Genomic DNA, 17,174 nt, shown 5'->3' on the forward strand with positions numbered 1-17,174 from the left:
GGCGGGCGGCGTCGGCCCCGGCGGCACAGCCGGCCCCGGCGGCACAGCCGGCCCCGGCGGCACAGCGGGCCCCGGCGGCACAGCGACCTCCGACAGCGCAGCGGTCTCGGACGATGCGGGACTGTTCGGAAGCACATCCACCAGCGTGAAGGTACCGGCCGGGAACGCGGCGGCCGTGTCGTGACGAGCGGGACGGATCCACATCCGCCCGCGCCCGGATAGTGTTGAGGACAGGAGCAGGAGACCGTCTCGCGGGAGCGGGGGCGGTCGAGGGCCACATCCCTGGCCGCCCGAGGGCGTGCCCGGTGAGCGTGGCCGATCAGGCGGCCCGCCCCGACCGATGCGGCAACGGCCCGCATACCTACCTGATGCTCCGTGTGCCGGGCACGCGCCATGGCCGCGGACGAGAACGGACAAGCCTTGACTCGGATCCCGGAGGCTTCGCGCGCCGACGCGACCCGCGCGCGTCTACTCGCGGCCGCCCTCGACGCGTTCGCGACAAAAGGTTTTCACGGCACCACCACCCGCGACATCGCGGCGGCGGCGGGAATGAGTTCGGCAGCCCTGTACGTCCATCACAAATCGAAGGAAGAGCTGCTTTACCTCATCTCGTTGACCGGACACCAGCGGACACTCGCGAGGCTGCGCGCGGCGCTCGCCCACTCGGATGACCCGGTCGAGCAGCTGCGCAGGGTCGCCCAGACGTTCGCCGAGTCGCATGCTCGCGATCACACCACCGCCCGGGTGGTCAACTACGAGCTCGCCGCGCTGAGCTCGGAGCACCGGGAGGAGATCCACGCCATTCGGCGGGAGATCGCCGCGGAGATCGGCGGAATCGTGGAGCGGGGTGTCGCCGCGAAGGTGTTCGTCGCGCCCGATCCGGCGATGACGGCGACCGCGCTGGTCTCCCTCGCCATCGACATCGGCCGCTGGTACCGGGACGACGGCTCGTGGACCCCGGCGGAGATCGGCCGCCGATACGCCGAGCTGTCGCTGCGGATGGTCGGCGTATCTCTTCCTTAGGCCAGGTCTGCAGGCGGCGCTTAGACGGCGGCCGCGGACCGGTGAAAATGCGCACCAAAAGCGGCGAAGCGGCACAGAGCGACCAGCAATCACGAAGAAGTGAGAATTTCGGTCGCCGGGGAGCCCGTAGCACGGTTCCGAGCTTCGGACTGCCGCTGCCACCGGGAAAGATCTGAGGATTCCGGTCGTCAGAACGACGAAGATCCTCAGGTCTTCGGGCTATTCCTCGAGCTGCGGTTCCGGTCCGCCGCTACTGCCCGGCAAAGCCTGAGGATCGCGGTCGCCGGCACGACCAAAATCCTCAGATCTTCGAGCCGCGGCGTCGAGTTGCCGCCCTTGCCCGGCAGCCCGGGTTCACCTGCCCCCAGCGACCTCAAACCGCGCTCACCCGATCGTCGATCCTGATCGGCGCGATCTCGCGGCTGGCTCCGCAACGACGCCCACCCACTCTTCGGACTCGCCCCACCCAGGCTCCGGGCGCTCCGAGCGCTGCGGGCACTGCAAGCGCCCCGGGCGCCCGGAGCATCGGTGCAGGTCACAGGTTCGCCTTCATAGTCCAGCAACCTGATGCTGACTAATCGCTTGCTTAGTTGCCTCCTCGTCGCTTACCGTGCCTAGCTGTGGCGCACGCCACATCGCCCGCCGGTCGCGCGCCGCCTGTCGCGCCGAGCGAGCGTCTCGCCTCGGCCCCGACCGACGACCGCGGAGGACAGTCATTTGAGTCTGACGATCGATCCGCTGGCCGACACCCGCAGCCCGGATCGAAATGGCATCCGCAGGCTCTGGTTACGCCAGCTCGCCCACTACCCCGCCGATGGACCCCGCGGTCTCTATCTCGCGATCACCGTCCTCGTGGCCGTCTTTCTCTACTACGCGCTTTACACCCAGGGCGCGGTCGCGACACAGATCATCGAGCATTACCACTTCTCGTTCACGGCCTTCGTCTTCGTCAGCGTCATCGGCAATGCGATCGGCGCCTTCGCGTCGCTGTTCGCCGGTCTCACCGACCGCTGGGGCCGGGCCAACCTCGTCGTGGTCGGCGTGCTCGCGGTGGCCCTGATCGCCCTGCTGGGGCTGCCGAACGCACCCGGCAAGGCCGGCTTCACCGTCATGTACTCCGTGCTTTGCTTCGTCGAGGGAATCGTGCTGGTGGCCACTCCGGCACTGGTCCGGGACTTCTCACCGCAGGTCGGGCGGGGCCTCGCCATGGGCTTCTGGACCCTCGGCCCGGTGCTGGGCAGCCTCACGGTCACCAGCGTGTCGAGCAACACCCTGGACGAGCACCCCGACTGGCGCTTCCAGTTCTACGTCTGCGGCGTGGTCGGCCTGGTGATGTTCGTGGTCGCCCTGGTCGGGCTTCGGGAGCTGGCACCGGCGCTGCGTGACCAGCTCATGGTCAGCATGCGCGACCGCGCGCTGATCGAGGCCAGGGCCGCGGGCATCGACCCCGAACAGGCGTCCGCCGGGTCCTGGCGACGTGTGCTGAAGCCCAACGTGATCGGGCCCGCCTTCGCGATCAGCACCTTCCTCCTGCTCTACTACATTCTGGTCGGCTTCGCCGTCGTCTACTTCGCCACCGTCCACGGGTACTCCGAGGCGCGGGCGAACGCGGTGGCCAACTGGTACTGGATCTCCAACGCGATCGCCCTGGTCGTCGCCGGAGCGTTGTCGGACCACTTCCGGGTCCGCAAGCCCTTCATGGTCGTCGGCATGGCGATCAGCGTCGTCGGAAACATTCTGTTCACGTTGTCGACGACCGACCCCGACACCGGCTACTACACGATCGCCTTCTATTTCGTGCTCAGCGCCGCCGGCAGCGGAATCGCCTACGTGGCCTGGATGGCGGCCTTCACCGAGACCGTCGAGAAGCACAGCCCCGCGGCGACCGCCACCGGCCTCGCCGTCTGGGGCTGGATCCTGCGCCTCGTCGTCAGCGTCGCCCTGATCGTCTTCACGTTCGCGCTTCCCGCCACCTCCGTCCTCGTCGACAAGGGGACCCGCGTCGAGCACATCGTCACGGCGCATCCCAAGGAGGTCGCGGTTCTCTCCGCGATCGACCCGGCGACCTCGGCCGCACTGGCCAGGAACCCCGACGACACGGCGGCGCTGTCCAAGGCGCTCGGCCAGGTCGCGGCCGAGCAGGGTGCCACCGCCACAGAGGCAGCGGCGGTGTCGACAGCCGTGCGGGAGCGGTCCCGGGAGCTCGCCACCGCGCAGGCGATCGACCCGGACACGCTGAAGGCGTTGCAGCAGGACCCGCCCGACGGCACCGCGATCGGCGCGGCCCTCGCCGACATCGTCAAGGAGCTCGGCGTCCCGCAGCCGACGGCGGTCGAGCTGCTCACCAAGCTGGGCGACCCCGACGTCAAAACCGATCTCGCCCTCGTGCAGAAGTACGGCGCCGTCCTGACATCCGCCGAGGCCGCGATCCCGCCGGACGACCTCGCCTACCTCAGTGCCCACGGCACGGAGGTCGCCGACGCGCAGAAGGACAACCCGGGCCAGTGGCAGAACTGGTGGTGGGTGTGCGTCGCGGGCCAGATCGTGTTCGTCCCGTTCATCTTCCTGCTGGCCGGACGGTGGAGCCCTCGGCTGGCCCGCGAGGACGAGCGGGTGCACGAGGCGATGGTCGAGCGTGAGATGGCCGCTCTGCGGCAGGCCAGGTCGGCGGCCGGTCCGACGGCAACCTCCGGCGGATCGCCGGAACCCACTGCGGGCAGCCAGCCCGCTCCGTAGCGGCGGGCGGTCCGAGAATCATCGACGTGACGGTGTCGCCCCCCGCCGGCACCGGTGATCCTCGGCGTCGTCCCGCCTCCCGCCTCTCGGGTCCCGAGTCCAGGACCCGAGAGGCGGAACCAGCTCAGGACAGCAGATCCAGCAGGTCAGCAGTCACCAAGGTCAGCAGGTAAGGGTTCCGCTTCGCAGCGCGTGGCTGGCGTCGTTGCTGTCATCAGCCCAGATGACCGGCCTGCGGCCGGCCGCGCAGGCCTGCGGCGAGATGGCGAAGCCCTCGTTGTTGTAGTTGCCCATCCCCGTTGGCCGCTGGTAGGTGGCGGTCACGGCGAACTGGCCCTGGGCGTTGATGTCCGACGTGGTGGCCCTACCCGCGCAGGTGTTGTCACAGACGGCCCACAGATGGCCGGTCACCGCGTCGAACTCCAGATCCATCAGCGTTGACAGGCCGCTGCCCAGGGTGGCGACCCTGGTGTAGCCGCCGCCGGCCTGGTCGAGCGCGTAGGCGTAGATCGCCCCGTTGGACTCGAGGCCGACGAAGTACAGGCCGGTCCCGTGTCCGGCGTAATTGGCCGGGTTGTAGGTGCTGTTGGTGTGCTCGTCACGGAAGCCATGCGCGGTCAGGTAGGTGTCCGGCACCCAGGCGATGGACTCCAGCCCGCTGTTGGGGTCCGACGACGGCAGGTCCGCGGTGAGGTTCCACTCCGCGGTGGCGTTCAGCGACGTCGCGGTGGATGAACCGTCGTACCGCAGGACCTTCAGCAGACTGACGTTATCGTCGCTGTTGTTCCGTTCGGTTGCCACCAGGACGCCATCCGGGGTCACGACGACACCTTCGGCGTCCGGGTCGCCGGAGCCGTTCGCGTAGTGCAGCACCTTGCCGGTGGACCAGCCGCCGGTCGTGTCACGGATCCAGGTCGAACCGCTGGGAACGAGGCGGTACAACGTGCCGGTGCCGTTCTTCACCGCCCACAGAACGCTCGAGCTCTGGAACGACACACCGCTGAGGTTCGATCCGAAGACGTTCGTGCCGTCGGCCACCGCCACCGCCGAGTCACCGGGCCAGGCCGAGCCGGAGCAGGAGTTGGTGGTGCCCCGGGTCGAGGCGAGTGTGGTGGCGAACGAACCCGTCCCGTCCGGGCAGCGCCCGTAGGTCGTCGACGCGTGCGACGTCCAGGTGTAGGAGTCGATCAACGTGGTGCCGCCGGGCTGGTACAGCCGCACCGAGTCGGAGCTGCCCAGCCCGTAGGCCGCCTCGACATCGACGACCACCCGCCCACCGGCGGCCAGCGACGTACCCGACGCGATCGTGAACACGTGCGAGTTGTCGTTGTCCTTCACCACCCATCCGGACAGATCCACCGTCGTGGCGCCGGTGTTCACCAGCTCCACCCAGTCGCCGGGCGAACCACCGCTCGACTCGACCTCGTTGATCCGCACACTCGTCGGGCCGTCGGCCGATGCCGGCACGCCGGACAGTCCCAGCGCCGCCAGGGCAAGGGCACCGGCGACAGCCAGTCGCACTCTTCCTCGGGAAGATCCGAACAACGCAGCCACTCCTTCTCGCAGGGACACAGGCAGAAGGGAGCAGAATCGCGCTCCTGACGGAGCCTCCCGCGATGGGGCAACCGCCCTCTGAACGCAATACGAACAACGCCCGCCGGGCGCATGGCAACCTCGCGCGCAAGCAAAAAGTGGCCTCCCCACAGTCGACGGCCGAGCCGGATACCTACGCGGCGCAGCCGGCTGTCAGCCAGCCGTCATCAAAGACCGGCATATACCCGGGCACTTCCGAGTGTCGGGTGGGCTAGCATGCAGACAGAAATACGCACGGTGCCGCCTGCCCGGGTGCCGGCGTTGTGGGATGTGGTACCCGGCTTGACGGGGGCGATATGAAGGACTGTTTTCTCCTGAGCTCAGCCTTCGACGCCGACACCCCCTGGATCAGGCACTTTCACTCCGATCTCGAGCGTGCACTGCGCGTCCGTGAGGGCGCTTCGATGACCGGTGTACTGAATGCACGTCCACGCCCCGGGGCGCCCGACGTGCCGGTTCGCGGAATCGACGCCGCGGCCCGCCTGCCTGTCATGGTCGCCCTGTGTCGAGACGATTTCTTCGAAGACGACTGGTGCGGCCGGGAGTGGGCGGTATTCACGGAACGGCTGCGGCTACGTCCCACCAACCCCGCGCAGGCCACCCGCGGTGCGGACACCCCTCATCTGCTGCCCCTCGTGTGGAGACGCGGTCAGTCCGCGCACTGGTCGGCGGTCCATGGCCTGCCTGGCAACCCGGCCGAACGGGTGGCGGCCAGGCTGGGCCGTTCCTATGCCGCGCACGACCTGCACACGCTGATCCGGACCCAGCAATGGGGAAAGGGCGGCTACTTCGAGGTTGTGGAACTGATCGCCGACCTGGTCGCGGCGGCCCGCCGAACGCCGCCGCCCGTCCTGTCCACCGCGGCCGCGGAAGCTTTGCCGCCCGCCTTCGGAGCGCCGGCGGAAGGGCTCCGGCCCGCCGCATCCGCATCGCTGCGCACGACGTCTCCCTGGTTCCCACCCCCGAATCCGTCCGCCGTGAGCTCTCCCACCGCGAGCTCGCCCGCCGGCAACCCGGCCGACCAGGGCCCGTTCGACACGGGGGCCGGTCACCGTGTCGGCCCCGCACATGTCGCGGTCAGCTATGTCGGGCCGAACCAGCCATGGGCGGACTGGATCAGGGACCTTCTCCGCGCACGCGGGCATCAGGTTGACCTGATCCGCTGGAATCCGCTGCGCGGCGACCGGCTGTCCGAGACCTTGCACGCGGTCGAGCAGTGCGGCGCGGACCGGCTGATCTGCCTGCTGTCCCGGGAGTACTGCGTCGCCCGCGCGGACCTGAGCGCCGCGGTGACCGAACTGGAGCAGTGGGAGTTACTCGCCGGCGAGGGAGCATTGCGCGGCAGGATCCTGCGTGTCGTGCTCGATCCCGAGCCGCTGCCCGAACCTCTGCGCTCGATGTCCACCATCGACCTGCGGGGCGCCTCGGCAGCCGCGCTGGAGCAACTGCTGGCCCAGGTCCAGGGCCAGGGCCGGGCTGGCCACCCCGCGCCGCAGGCCACGCCCCTGCCGGCCCGGGGCCCGCACTCGCCGCCACGGTCCAACGCACCGGTGGAGAACGACTTCTTCACCGGGCGGGACGACGACCTGGACCGGATCGCCGCCCTGCTCGACCGGGACGGACACGCCGCGGTGGTGGCGAAGGACGCACTGCCGGACCTGGGTGAGTCCGAGGTGGCGATCGAGTACTCGAACAGGTTCCGGATGCGGTACGACGTGATCTGGTGGATTTCCTGCCAGGGCGACCTGAGCATCGACGAGCAGCTCGATCGGCTACCCGCGGAGGAATCGCCGGAATCCCAGGAATCTCAGGAATCCCTGGAACCCGCTGGAGGCCCACCCGAAGAAGGCGCTGCCCGGCCGGCCGGCGACACGCCCAGGCGACTGCTGGTATTCATCGCCGCCGATGACCCCGACTCCATCAAGGAGTATTTCCCCCAGGACGGCTCGCACGTCCTGGTTGTTGCCAGGAATGCCGGCTCCTGGGCTCAGAACACCGTTGCGATCGGGCCGTTGAGCAGAGCCGAGTCGGTGTTTCTGCTCACGGAGACGGCGCCGGTGAACCGGGGAGAGGCCGACCACCTCGCACGCCTGCTGCGGGATCGCCCGGGTCTCATCGCCGAGGTGGCCGGCCACCTCGTCCGCCGTGAGATATCGCTGCAGCGGTGCATCGCGCTCCTGACCGACTCCCAGCGGTACAACGACCTGCCGCGCGACCTCCACATCCGGCTGATGAGCATGATGGTCGACGATCCAGGAGCAGATCCCCGAGCAGCCCAGCCGAGCCATTCCGCGCCCCCCGTGGAATCTCCGCAGACACCGCAGCCTCCCGCCGGCGGCAGGAGACGGCCGCCGACGGAGCCGCACCCGGCGTCTGCGCCGCCCATCGACCTGACCGAAGGCACCCAGCCCACGGCGGACGAGGCCGGCCAGCCCTCCGTGCCCCAACGGGACGTCTTCAGCATTCACGCGGCGCTCATGGGTGTCTGGATCATCAACGATCCGGATGCGTTCGACGCCTGGATGGCACTGCTGTCCGAGCGCATCGAGCGTCGAATCCTGCTTCCTCGTCACGAGCCGCTTGCCGTGCGGGTGATGGCACTCATCCGTCACGCCCTGGCGCAGGCCGAGCCGGAACTGCTCGACGCCATGGCGCGGGCATTGGAGGAACGGGCCGCCGGCGACCCGTCGGTCCGGCAGTTCCGTCGACACGTCGACAACGTCCGGCACCGCTGGGGCCAGCACAGCGGAAGCGGATCGCTCGACAGCACCTTCCTCGTCGATCCGGGCAGTACGGCGGCCACCCACCTGGCAGACGGAGTCGTCCCGTATTTCTTCCTGAGCTATGCCCGCCGCCGTGACAGCGATCTGGTGGAGCGGTTCCACCGCCGCCTCGAGACGGAGATCGGCCGGCGTGCCAGGCGGCAGGTGAACACCAAAGGGTTCCTCGACCGGGTCAGCATGGAGGGCGGCGCGCACTGGCGGGCGGAGCTCCAGGAAGCCGTCCGCCGCAGCCCGATGATGATCGCACTCTGCTCGGACGACTATTTCAGCAGCTCCTGGTGCGGCCGTGAATGGGCGGTCTTCCAGGAACGGATCCGGCGGGCGACCGCGCCGGGCGGCATGCCGCCGGCGGCGATTATTCCGGTTCGGTGGCTCCCGCTGACCTGCGAACCGCCCGAACCGGTGCAGGCGGTACAGATGCTGGACGTCAGCGGCGCCACCCGGTCCGACCTGCCGGTGATGGACCTCATCCAGGAGGACGAGAGTGTCGTGCTCCGCCTTATGCGGCTGCTCACCGAACGAATGATGAAGATCGCGGCGGCCGCGCTGCCGCCGCTCGAACGAGATCTGACGGAACTCGTCGAGCCCCTGTTCGGGTCGACCCGAGGATGAACGGCCCACCCCGCGCCATCGGTAGCCATCCAGGCGAATGGTCGGCAGAGTTTTCGGGCGAAGCACCACACCTGGCAGCAACCGTGCTTCCGATGACGCCGCTCGGCCGTGCGCACGGCCCTGGGAGGTGTAGAAATGCTGGACCATGGTCTGGCGACGGGGGCAGGAATGCCGTTGAATGACGGAGAGTCACAGCATAAGGATTTCGCCAGCGTGGCGTGCGGCCTGCCCCGGCGGTGGAAAACAGAACAGACGGCCGGCGGCCGTATCCCTGGGAGACCGACGTGACCAGGAACTTCGTGCTGCATCACGCCGGCACACCCGGCGAGGACCGCTATGCCGAGCAGTTCCTTGACGACATCCAGGACGAAGTCGACCGGGCAGCCGGCACCGGCGCCGGTGACGCTGAGTCGATACGTGGCCGGTTCACCCGCGTCACGGGCACCCGCTTCGGCATTCCAGCAGACGGCTCCCACGCAATCGACCCCGTAATCCTTAGCTGTGTCGCTCTGGTCTCGCTCAGCACGGACGGCTATCTCCGGGATCAGCGGAGGATGTGGGAGCGGCGTCTCTTCCGGGAACGCCTTCGCTGGCACCTGCAGTTCACCGGCAGAGCATCACCGGCACACATCGGCGTCCGCTGGTTCAGCGACGCCGCCAGTCCGGCTCCCACCACCGCCGACGCGCTGATCGACGCAGACCTCGGCCCCGAGTACGCCACCACCGGAGCGCTTCGTCTGCTGCGGACCGCCCCGGAGTCGGAGTGCTACCGGCGGCTCGTCGTCGGCATCGCGCGGCGGATCCTGGACGCGGCTCGCGACCCCGTCCCGGTGATGAGCGAGGAGGATGTCCGGTTCGTACCGAGGATTCCCACCGCGACCTCGGCAGGCGCACCGCCGGGCGCCCCCTCCCCGCCGGCATGGGAGCGGAGCCGGTCGGGCGGCGGACGCGCGACCGTGGTGCTGGCGGTACCAGCCCAGGAGGATCTGCCACCGGAACGGCGTGACCGCGGCTACTACGGACGCACCGCGGCCGAATGGCGGCCCTTCCTCCCCGGCACCGGCGCGTCCGCCTTCGACATCGTTCGCGCGACCATGGAAGACGTCGGAATCTACGACATTGTCTGCGAAAAGTTGAGCATGCGCACGTTCGAGAACCCGCCATCCGCCCTTGACGATGAGCGCGTCGTCGCGGTTCTTGTTGATCCATGGATTGCCTCCGGCGGCGGTGCGGACGATGCGCTGGCCCGACTGGCGGAATGGCGACGCCGCAGCGGAGCGGCGGTGGGAATATTTTTGATCACCGCTGAGGGTGACGAGGAGACGGCGGCACAGGCAGCCGTGCTGACCAACCGCCTGCGGCATCTGTTGAAGGAGGATGCAGCGCTGTTCCGCTCCCGCACCTGGTTGCCGGCCGTGGATGATGCCGCGCGGCTCGCGTCGTCGGCACGGCCCTTTGTCGTACGTGCTCGCAACCGCCTGCTCGCGGAACGCCGCCGGGCCGCGCTGGTGTCAAGCGCGGCGCCCGGCGGCCCGGCCACCGACCGGCTGGCCCCGGAAAGGAATGTGTGGGCCAGGCCATACCATCGGATGTGGATGTCGGATGCCGCCGACACCACCCGGCCGGCCTCCCATCGAACGCTCGGCGCGGGGGTGGAAACAGCGTGACCACGGACGCAGCTTCAGGCCGGGCCGCGGTGCCGGCGGAATCGCCAGCACCCGTGACGGTGCCGGCGACGGTACCGTCGGCCACCCGAATAGTCACCTTCTACTCCTACAAGGGTGGCACCGGGCGCACGATGGCGATGGCGAACGTCGCCTTCATCCTGGCGAGTGCGGGAATGAAGGTTCTGGTCATCGACTGGGACCTGGAGTCACCCGGTCTGCACCGCTATTTTCGGCCGTTTCTCACCGACCGGGACCTGACCAGCAGTGACGGGGTCATCGATATTCTGACCAAATTCGTCACCGAACGCGACCTGCACCCGCTGAACGACCCCGACGCGCCGGACCCGCTGCGGCACGCGGATTTCACGAACCATGTGGAGACGCTGCGGTGGCAGTACTTTCCGCGCGGAGGCAGACTGGATTTCCTCGGCCCGGGCCGCCAGGAGTCGCGGGACAGCGACGCCGAGTACCAGTCGCTGTACGAGCTCAGGGTCTCGACCTTTCCCTGGAACCAGCTGTTCGACGGCCCGGACGAGACCGTTTTCATCAGCCGGTTGCGCGAGAACATGTTGTCCGCCGGCTACGACTACGTTCTGATCGACAGCCGCACCGGCGTCTCGGACGCCTCCGGAATCTGCACCATGCTGCTCCCGGATGTGGCGGTCATCGGCTTCGTCATGAACAACCAGTCGATCATCGGTGCCACCTGGGTCGCCAAGCGTATTCGCTCCAGCGCGCCCCGTCCCGTCCAGGTGATCCCGGTCCCGATGCGGGTGGAGGACGGCGAGCAGCGGCGGCTGGAGCGGCGGCGCCTTTTCGCCGCCTTCCGCTTCAACGACGTCCTCGACCTGGATGCCGATTCGGACCGGCAGGTCCAGCGGCTCGCCAAGGTGGAGATTCCCTACAAGCAGCTGTACGCCTATGAGGAGCTTCTCGCCTCGTTCGGTGACACCCCCGGCGTTCGGTCCAGTCTGCTGTCGGCCTATGAGGAGCTGGCGGCGACGATTCACGGCGGCCCGCTACCGGAGAGGGCGCTCATCCCGTATGCGCAACGGCAGCGCATCGTGCGGCAGTTCGAGCTGGCGGACACGCCGATGCTGCGCTCGGCCGTGGTTCTCGCGGCCCCGGCCGACCGGGTCTGGGGCGACTGGGTCGCCGGCCAGCTGCGCCGCTTCGGCATCCGGGTGACCTCGACCGGCACGCTGAGCTCGCCCGGGCGGCTGCCCAGGTCCAGCGCGCTGCTCGTGATCGCCTCTACCGCGCTGGACCGCGAGGCACCCGAGGGCAGCGCGGCTCGAGCGGATCTCCTGCGGCTGATCGAGGATTCCGGTGCGCCTGACCAGCGCATCACCGTGGTGCAGGTGACTCCTCCGGAGACCGAGTGGCTTTCTCGGGACACCGGCGGGGAACCCGTCACCATCAGCGGGCTCGATGAGGCCGCGGCCCGGGAGCGGCTGCTCAACCATCTTGGTTTCGTCGACGTGGCCACCCCCGACGGCGACGCGGGCGGGCCGCGGTTCCCCACGCTGAAGCCGGCCGCCTGGGGGCGGGTACCACCGCGCTACGGCTGGTTCGTCGGCCGGGAGCAGGAGCTGACGCGACTGCGCGACCGGCTGACGCCGGGTTCGGTGGTCACCGGTCGCCAGGTGCTGGCGGGCCCGCGCGGCGTGGGCAAGACCCTGGTCGCGGCCGAGTTCGCCTACCGTTTCAGCTCCGACTACGACGTCGTGTGGTGGATCCCGGCCGACGACCCGGCGTCGATTCGCCAGAGCCTCGTCGATCTCGCCGGCCGCCTGCGCCTCGATGCCGTCGGTGGCGGCGTCGGTGGCGCTGCCGGCTTCGGCGCTGCCGGCGGTGTCGGCGGCGTTGGGGGTGTCGGTGTCGGCGGTGGCGCTGCCGGTGTCGGCGGCGCCGGCGGTTCCACGCCCGTCGCGCAGAACGTGCCCGAGCTCGCCAACGCCGCGCTCGATGCGCTCTCGCTGGGCGAGCCGCCGCTGCGGCGCTGGCTGTTGATCTACGACAACGCCGCTCACCCGGACGCGGTGTCCGAGCTGATGCCCACCGGCACCGCCTTCGGGCACGTCCTGATCACCTCGTACCACACCGCCTGGGACGACGGTTCCGCCGTGAAGATCGGCAACTTCGCCCCGGCGGAGAGCATTCGGCTGCTGCGCCGTGGCCTTCCCGGTGCTTCCGACGCCATGCTCGCCCCGCTCGCCGAGCAGGTCGACAACTTCCCGTTCGACATCAACCAGGCGGCCAACTCGTTGAGCCGCAGCACCCTGCCGGCGGCTGATGCGGTCAGGTCCTACCAGGCGCGACTGCTCGAGCGCGGCCGGTGGAGCGGCGGCAGCGCCTGGGCGATGGAGTACAACGAGCTGAAGACGAGCGCCGATCCCGTCGCCCGGGCCGCCGCGAAGCTGCTGGAGATGTGCGCCTTCCTCGCCGAGGAGGGCGTCTCGCTGGCGCTGCTGCGGTCCGCTGCGATGGTCCAGCGGCTCCACGACATCGGGTCCGACACCCCCACCACCGCGGCGCCACCGGATGTCGACTCCGTCATCGACCGGATCGAACGTCTCAACCTCGCCACCGTCAACCCGACCCGGGACCGGCTGATCGTGCCCGGCCGGTCCCAGCTGTACGTCCGTGAACGGCTGCCGGAGCCGGAGGCCACGCTCATCCGTGCGGAGGTCTGGCGGGTGCTGACCGCGCATGCGTCCCTCACCGCGCTGGACGACCCCAGCGGCCGGGACATGTTCGTCGAGCTCCGCAAGCACATCCGCCCATCCGGTGCGGCCGCGTCGCCCGACCCGGACGTCCGCCGCTGGATGATCTACGAGGTCTACCGGCGTTGGCGCGTCGGCGAGCTCGGCGACGCCCTGGAGCTCACGGACGAGTGCCTGGCGAACTGGCAGCCGCTCGGAGCGGATGATCCGATCACGTTGCAGATGTGCACGTGGCGGGCGACCGTGCTGCGTTCGTCCGGGCGCATCGACGAGGCGTTCGCCCTCGACGAGCAGACCCTCGCCACGCAGCGCCATCTGCTCGGTTTCGCCGACCGGCGCACGCTGCTGACGGCGGGCGGGTTCGGCGCGGACAAGTGTGAGCTCGGCTGGTACAACGACGCTCGCGCCGAGGACCAGACCACCTACGACCTCTACTGTCGTGAGTTCGGGCCGAACGACCGGTCGGCGCTGGACGCCGGGGACAACCTCGCCGTGGCGCAGTACCTCGACGGGGACGTCGCGGCGGCCCAGCGAACCGTCCGCGCCGTCCTGCGCGGCCGGCTGGCCACGCTCGGCACGGACAACGCCGACACCTGGTGGTCCCAGATCCTGGTCGGCATGTGCGTGCGCGAGCTCGGCGACTCGACCGAGGCCTGGCAGCTCATTCACGAGGCGCGCGAGCGGCTGCGCGAGATCGAGGGCCCGACCTCGACCCGGAGCCTGCTCGCGAGCAAGCACCTGGCCGTCACCCTGCGGCGCGGCGATGACCCGAGCGCGGCCCGCGTGCTGACCAAGGAGACCCTGGACCACTACGTCCACCGCTACCCGAGACGGCATCCGGGCCGCCTGGCCTGCCTGTTGAACCGGGCCCTCGACCTGCACGCGGTCGCCAGCCACCTCGACGCCGTGACGATCGCCCGGGAGGCACTGGCGGCCTACACGGACCTGTACGGCGACGACGACCACCCCGTCCTGAACATCAGCCGGACGAACACCTCGATCTGCCTGCTCGGCGCCGGACACGTCGACGAGGCGCTCCAGCTGAGCCGGCGGGCCCACGACGGCCTGCGCGAGGAGCTCTACGAATACCACCCGGCGGTGCTGGCGGCGGCCATCAACCACGCCAACTGCCTGCTGGCCGCGGGCCAGGCGCAGGACGCGGCCAAGCTCGACCAGCAGACGCTGGACGAATGCGTCGCCTCGCTCGGCGCCGACCACCCCTACACCCGCATCAGTCGCCTCCACCACGGCTCGGAGGAACCGAACGGCCGCCCGCCGGCGGGCCTCGCCGCGGGAGACGACGTCCTGTCGGGGCGGCGCGGCGCCGACGTCGACATCACGGGCACCTGACGGTAGAGGCAGGGCTAAATGACGAACGAGATGCTGTCAGCGCGGGCCCCCTACCACTACCGGGCGCCCTATATCGAGGCCGCGAAGTTCCGCGAGGTCGAGAATCTCTGCCTGCGGGAGCTCGATCCGGAGATCCTCCAGCACGTGAGCTACTACACGGAGGGAGTGCTCGGGCTCTCCTTCGACGTTCTGGAACAGGCCGATCTGCCGGCCACCTCACGCCGTTCGGCGGGAACCGGCCGGCGACGCCGCGACCTGGAAAGCTTCGGCCGCCAGATAAACCGGGCGGTGGAGGAGCTCAACCGGGTTCTGGAGCCGCTCGACACCGGTGTTCTCATCCGGGTGGTGTTCGACGCGGGCATCGGCGGCCTGATCTACAACCGGGTCAACACCCGGCAGTACCTGATCGGCGCAGCACTTCACCCCGAAGGCCTCGCCGCCGCCGATGTGACGATGTCGAAGCTCGCCACCAGATGCAGGTCCTTACTCGGCCTGCCGGGCCAGAACCCGGGTGGGATCGACAGCGACACCCAGGGCCCACCCAGCGGCAGCCACATCACGCCCCCCCTGGTGGGGCTTTCCCCGGACGCGGATCCCGAGGACATCAGGTTCTCCGAACTCGGCCGGCACGCCGTGCGACCGGACGACCTGCACTACGCGGCCCGGTGCAAGGACAACGGTGTCAACGTGGTGGTGGACGTGTTCGACGCTCCCGCACTCGGTTCGTTCTTTCTCACCGTCGGTGTCAAACGACACCGGGACCTGTACGAGACGATCTGCCGGGACCTGTCGACACTGACGGCGAACTTCGCGCGGGCAGCCAGAGCCGCGCTGGGCACCCCGCTGCGGACCAGCGTCGTGGACGTCGAAGCCGGCGCCCTCTACGTCCACGACGTGGGCGCCGGTGAATACCTGCTCGGCGTGACACTGGACCAGCAGCGGGTCAGCGACGCGGAGCGACGATTCCGAGACCTCGTCACGCGATTCCTGGATAGTCGCTGACACCGGAAACCGTCGAAATCGGTGGTGGCCCGGGGAATTTCGGATCACCACCGCGGACCAAGGATGCCGTGAACGGCGGGCACAGATATCCCGTGACGTCACCGGGCAGTCGTTATAGTGTTCTCGCACCAGGTGGTCGAGGAGGTCGACTGATGGAGGCCACTGCCAGCCGCATCAGCTCTTCGGGGCAGCTCGGCTCTTCAGGGCAGCTCGGCTCCGCGGAACGCATCGAGTCTCCGGTGTTGGATCTGACCGGGGTCGACCTGAACGATCTGAACAGGTTGCCGGCCGGGGCACTCATCCGGTGCCTCCAGCACGTGCTGCGCGCCGTCGAGGCAGACCAGGCGATCGCCGGCTACTCCCAATACCCCGGCAAGTCGGAAGTCGACGGGTGACCGGCGCGGGTGATCCTTTCCGTCGTCGCCTCCGGCCTGCGGCATCTCTGACCGTCCACCGTGAGACGGAAAAGAATCAATGAGGTCCGGCCACAACCGGCGTCCGGGCAGCCGTACCCACGGAATGCCGGGCGCCGATTCAGGATTCAGGATCCGCCCTGACCCGGGCGGAGTTCACCAAGGTTTTTCGGCTGATACCACAGGGCCGGCGACCGGCCGGGCGACCAGCCCTTGGCCCAGAGGCTGAGGTGGCAGTGCATTTCAACAACTACATTCGGGCGGCCGCGACGGAACCGCGCTGGCACCACCTGGCCTGGTCGGAATTCGACGAGCTCGCCGGTGGCCTCGGCGGAGCACAGGCGTCGTCGGTCCTGCGGTCAGCGCAGGCGAGCAAGCGCCTGCTCATGCTGTGGTCACTGGTCGCCCAGGTCCACGACAGCGAGCTCGCCGTCGCCGCTCGCGAGGATGTCGAACGCCTCTTCGACATCCTCGCCGCCCTGTGGCGTGAACATCCCGGGGAGGTGGAGGCGGTCGTCCTCCACCCGCCGGTGGGTACCTGGCTGCATCACTGCCTTCGGCGGCTGCGCCCACGGCCGGGCGAGCCCTCGCGGCCGGGCCAGTCCCCGCGGGCGGTCGGCCAGCACACGATCGAGGAGGATCTCGGCTACCTAGGGGGCCTCGTCGCCGCGATCGCGCTACGTGCGCGGATCCCCGTGGACATCCGCGCACCCGTGCGGGCCGGCGTCGTGACTCTTCCGACGTACGGCCAGATACGACTCGGCGGGCAGGGTGACCGAGCCCGGATCCGGATCTGGGCCCACCCTCCGGATCCCGCCGGCCGCGTTGCGATGCGGTTGGCCGTCGACACGGCCGACGATCACGTGCAGCTCACGTCGCATTCCCTGGAGTACACGGACCGCGACCACGACGACTCCCCCACCACCGCCCATGCCCCCACCGCCCACCCGGACCAGTGGTGCCCGGTTCGGCCGCTCCAGCCCACGGGGGCGTCCGGCGGGTCGCCCATCGTGCTCGACGACCTCGACCCGTTTCGGGAGCCAGGCGCGCTGGAGCCGGCCCGACGGCTGACCGCGGCGGAGTTCCGTCACTGGCGTGCCGTCTTCGACGAGGCCTGGCACCTGCTCGTCCGCGACCATCCGCACCGCGTCGACGGCGTCGCGGGTCTGCTGCGGTCGCTGGTGCCGCTGGCCGCTCCGGCCGGTGTGACGTCCATCAGCGCCAGCTCGCTCGAAGCCTTCGGTTCCGTGCTCCTGTCCACTCCAACCG

9 protein-coding genes and 1 pseudogene are annotated in these 17,174 nt (G+C 69.4%); 9 read left to right on the forward strand and 1 reads right to left on the reverse strand.

Translation table 11 applies throughout. The annotated features are described in order from the left end of the window. From FREUN1FDRAFT_RS47050 to FREUN1FDRAFT_RS32780, 3 genes are all read left to right on the forward strand, one after another. Positions 1 to 184 (forward strand): hypothetical protein (locus FREUN1FDRAFT_RS47050; protein ID WP_006544641.1); only part of this gene is annotated, 184 nt, incomplete at its 5' end. Positions 185 to 393: 209 nt separating this feature from the next. After that, a complete protein-coding gene (locus FREUN1FDRAFT_RS32775; RefSeq protein ID WP_006544642.1) occupies positions 394 to 1,023 on the forward strand; it encodes a TetR family transcriptional regulator in 630 nt (209 codons plus the stop codon). Between the two features lie 717 nt (positions 1,024 to 1,740). Continuing rightward, complete coding sequence (locus FREUN1FDRAFT_RS32780) at positions 1,741 to 3,759, forward strand: MFS transporter (RefSeq protein ID WP_006544643.1); 2,019 nt, start codon at positions 1,741 to 1,743, stop codon at positions 3,757 to 3,759. Positions 3,760 to 3,921: 162 nt separating this feature from the next. Here FREUN1FDRAFT_RS32780 and FREUN1FDRAFT_RS32785 read toward each other — a convergent pair whose 3' ends face one another. Next, complete coding sequence (locus FREUN1FDRAFT_RS32785) at positions 3,922 to 5,304, reverse strand: lamin tail domain-containing protein (protein WP_006544644.1); 1,383 nt, start codon at positions 5,302 to 5,304, stop codon at positions 3,922 to 3,924. 452 nt (positions 5,305 to 5,756) lie between these two features. Between FREUN1FDRAFT_RS32785 and FREUN1FDRAFT_RS32790 the strand changes: the two genes are divergently transcribed. The 6 genes and pseudogenes from FREUN1FDRAFT_RS32790 to FREUN1FDRAFT_RS32815 all read left to right on the forward strand — a co-directional run. After that, positions 5,757 to 8,747, forward strand: a complete 2,991-nt coding sequence (locus FREUN1FDRAFT_RS32790; RefSeq protein WP_198144547.1) for a TIR domain-containing protein — start codon at positions 5,757 to 5,759, stop codon at positions 8,745 to 8,747. 284 nt (positions 8,748 to 9,031) lie between these two features. Continuing rightward, complete coding sequence (fsxC, locus tag FREUN1FDRAFT_RS32795; protein ID WP_157475690.1) at positions 9,032 to 10,414, forward strand: FxsC protein; 1,383 nt, start codon at positions 9,032 to 9,034, stop codon at positions 10,412 to 10,414. Then, on the forward strand, positions 10,411 to 14,490 hold the full coding sequence (gene fxsT, locus FREUN1FDRAFT_RS47055; RefSeq protein WP_006544649.1) for an FxSxx-COOH system tetratricopeptide repeat protein: 4,080 nt from the start codon (positions 10,411 to 10,413) through the stop codon (positions 14,488 to 14,490). Before fsxC ends, fxsT begins: the two co-directional genes overlap by 4 nt. 18 nt (positions 14,491 to 14,508) lie before the next feature. After that, the gene (locus tag FREUN1FDRAFT_RS32805; RefSeq protein WP_006544650.1) at positions 14,509 to 15,492 is read left to right on the forward strand and encodes a hypothetical protein; all 984 of its coding nucleotides are present in this window, start codon (positions 14,509 to 14,511) and stop codon (positions 15,490 to 15,492) included. 152 nt (positions 15,493 to 15,644) lie between these two features. Continuing rightward, positions 15,645 to 15,887, forward strand: coding sequence for a hypothetical protein (locus tag FREUN1FDRAFT_RS32810; protein WP_006544651.1), 243 nt, complete (start codon positions 15,645 to 15,647; stop codon positions 15,885 to 15,887). 248 nt (positions 15,888 to 16,135) lie between these two features. Further along, positions 16,136 to 17,174, forward strand: a pseudogene (locus FREUN1FDRAFT_RS32815) (HEXXH motif-containing putative peptide modification protein); the annotation flags it as partial.

Origin of the sequence: Parafrankia sp. EUN1f (genome assembly GCF_000177675.1) — a bacterium.
Taxonomy (GTDB): domain Bacteria; phylum Actinomycetota; class Actinomycetes; order Frankiales; family Frankiaceae; genus Parafrankia.